This is a genomic window from Microbacterium sp. NPDC056057 (assembly GCF_042266945.1).
GTDB lineage: Bacteria > Actinomycetota > Actinomycetes > Actinomycetales > Microbacteriaceae > Microbacterium > Microbacterium trichothecenolyticum_C.
Genome location: NZ_JBHJWS010000006.1, coordinates 1 through 3,158, shown reverse-complemented (window position 1 = coordinate 3,158; position 3,158 = coordinate 1). Strand labels below are relative to the sequence as shown.

At 54.6% G+C, this 3,158-nt stretch carries 1 rRNA gene; it reads left to right on the top strand.

The window, feature by feature from the left end:
- The first annotated feature begins 33 nt into the window (after positions 1–33).
- A 23S ribosomal RNA gene (locus tag ACFC1K_RS19720) occupies positions 34–3,139 on the top strand.
- Positions 3,140–3,158: the final 19 nt, after the last annotated feature.

Sequence of the window (3,158 nt, the reverse complement as noted above, 5' to 3'; positions counted from 1 at the left end):
GTTGGGTGTGTGGTCGAGTTTTGATTCTCATGTTTTCAAGTCTTTAAGAGCAAACGGTGGATGCCTTGGCATCTGGAGCCGAAGAAGGACGTAGCAATCTGCGATAAGCCTCGGGGAACTGATAAGCAAGTTTTGATCCGAGGGTGTCCGAATGGGGAAACCCCGCCAGGGCGCGTGCGTACCTGGTGACTCCCGCCTGAATATATAGGGCGGGTAGAGGGAACGTGGGGAAGTGAAACATCTCAGTACCCACAGGAAGAGAAAACAACCGTGATTCCGTGAGTAGTGGCGAGCGAAATCGGATCAGGCTAAACCGAGTGCGTGTGATATCCGGCAGGAGTTGCGCATTCGGGGTTGCGGGACTTTCCATACCATTCTGCCGAGTGGTGAACGTGATGCGTCGATATAGATGAACGGTCTTGAAAGGCCGGCCAGAGTGGGTGCCAGCCCCGTAATCGAAATGTCGGACGCAGCGTGGAGAGTATCCCAAGTAGCACGGGGCCCGAGAAATCCCGTGTGAATCTGTCAGGACCACCTGATAAGCCTAAATACTCCCAGATGACCGATAGCGGACAAGTACCGTGAGGGAAAGGTGAAAAGTACCCCGGGAGGGGAGTGAAATAGTACCTGAAACCGTTTGCTTACAAACCGTTGGAGCACCCCTGGTAGGTGTGACAGCGTGCCTTTTGAAGAATGAGCCTGCGAGTTAGCGATATGTGGCGAGGTTAACCCGGGTGGGGTAGCCGTAGCGAAAGCGAGTCTGAATAGGGCGATTCAGTCGCATGTCCTAGACCCGAAGCGAAGTGATCTATCCATGGCCAGGCTGAAGCGACGGTAAGACGTCGTGGAGGGCCGAACCCACTTAGGTTGAAAACTGAGGGGATGAGCTGTGGATAGGGGTGAAAGGCCAATCAAACTTCGTGATAGCTGGTTCTCTCCGAAATGCATTTAGGTGCAGCGTTGCGTGTTTCTTGCCGGAGGTAGAGCTACTGGATGGCCGATGGGCCCTACAAGGTTACTGACGTCAGCCAAACTCCGAATGCCGGTAAGTGAGAGCGCAGCAGTGAGACTGTGGGGGATAAGCTTCATAGTCGAGAGGGAAACAACCCAGACCACCATCTAAGGTCCCTAAGCGCGTGCTAAGTGGGAAAGGATGTGGAGTTGCTTAGACAACCAGGAGGTTGGCTTAGAAGCAGCCACCCTTGAAAGAGTGCGTAATAGCTCACTGGTCAAGTGATTCCGCGCCGACAATGTAACGGGGCTCAAGCACGCCACCGAAGTTGTGGCATTGACATTATTGGTAGGCCTTCGTGGTCCAGCCGTGTTGATGGGTAGGAGAGCGTCGTGTGGCGAGTGAAGCGGCGGGGTGACCCAGCCGTGGACGCTACACGAGTGAGAATGCAGGCATGAGTAGCGAAAGACGTGTGAGAAACACGTCCTCCGAAAGACCAAGGGTTCCAGGGTCAAGCTAATCTTCCCTGGGTAAGTCGGGACCTAAGGCGAGGCCGACAGGCGTAGTCGATGGACAACGGGTTGATATTCCCGTACCGGCGAAGAACCGCCCAAACTAATCCAGTAGTGCTAAGTATCTGAATCCCCATGACCGGATCCTTCGGGTGATGGCGTGGGGCCTAGCGTACGACCCCATTCTGGTGCGGTTAGCGTATTAACAGGTGTGACGCAGGAAGGTAGCCCATCCCGGGCGATGGTTGTCCCGGGGCAAGTGCGTAGGCCGAGTCATAGGCAAATCCGTGACTCATACAGGCTGAGACACGATGCGGATGAAAAGTGGGTGATCCTATGCTGCCGAGAAAAGCATCGACGCGAGGTTCTAGCCGCCCGTACCCCAAACCGACTCAGGTGGTCAGGTAGAGAATACCAAGGAGATCGAGAGAATCGTGGTTAAGGAACTCGGCAAAATGCCCCCGTAACTTCGGGAGAAGGGGGGCCATCCACTTATATCCACTTGCTGGAGAAAGGGTGTGGTGGCCGCAGAGACTAGTGGGTAGCGACTGTTTACTAAAAACACAGGTCCGTGCCAAGTCGCAAGACGATGTATACGGACTGACGCCTGCCCGGTGCTGGAAGGTTAAGAGGACCGGTTAGCCGCAAGGCGAAGCTGAGAATTTAAGCCCCAGTAAACGGCGGTGGTAACTATAACCATCCTAAGGTAGCGAAATTCCTTGTCGGGTAAGTTCCGACCTGCACGAATGGCGTAACGACTTCCCAACTGTCTCAACCGCGAACTCGGCGAAATTGCAATACGAGTAAAGATGCTCGTTACGCGCAGCAGGACGGAAAGACCCCGTGACCTTTACTACAGCTTGGTATTGGTGTTCGGTGTGGCTTGTGTAGGATAGGTGGGAGACTGTGAAGCATGGACGCCAGTTCATGTGGAGTCATTGTTGAAATACCACTCTGGTCACTCTGGATATCTAACTTCGAACCGTAATCCGGTTCAGGGACAGTGCCTGGTGGGTAGTTTAACTGGGGCGGTTGCCTCCCAAAAAGTAACGGAGGCGCCCAAAGGTTCCCTCAACCTGGTTGGCAATCAGGTGGCGAGTGTAAGTGCACAAGGGAGCTTGACTGTGAGACTGACAGGTCGAGCAGGGACGAAAGTCGGGACTAGTGATCCGGCAGTGGCTTGTGGAAGCGCTGTCGCTCAACGGATAAAAGGTACCTCGGGGATAACAGGCTGATCTTGCCCAAGAGTCCATATCGACGGCATGGTTTGGCACCTCGATGTCGGCTCGTCGCATCCTGGGGCTGGAGTAGGTCCCAAGGGTTGGGCTGTTCGCCCATTAAAGCGGTACGCGAGCTGGGTTTAGAACGTCGTGAGACAGTTCGGTCCCTATCCGCTGCGCGCGTAGGAAGTTTGAGAGGATCTGACCCTAGTACGAGAGGACCGGGTTGGACGAACCTCTGGTGTGCCAGTTGTACTGCCAAGTGCACCGCTGGTTAGCTACGTTCGGGATGGATAACCGCTGAAAGCATCTAAGCGGGAAGCCGGCCTCAAGATGAGACTTCCATACCTTTTAGGTGAGAGGCTCCCAGCCAGACTACTGGGTTGATAGGCCAGATGTGGAAGCACGGCAACGTGTGCAGCTGACTGGTACTAATAAGCCGATGACTTGAAAACACTTCCCCCCACCCCCCTT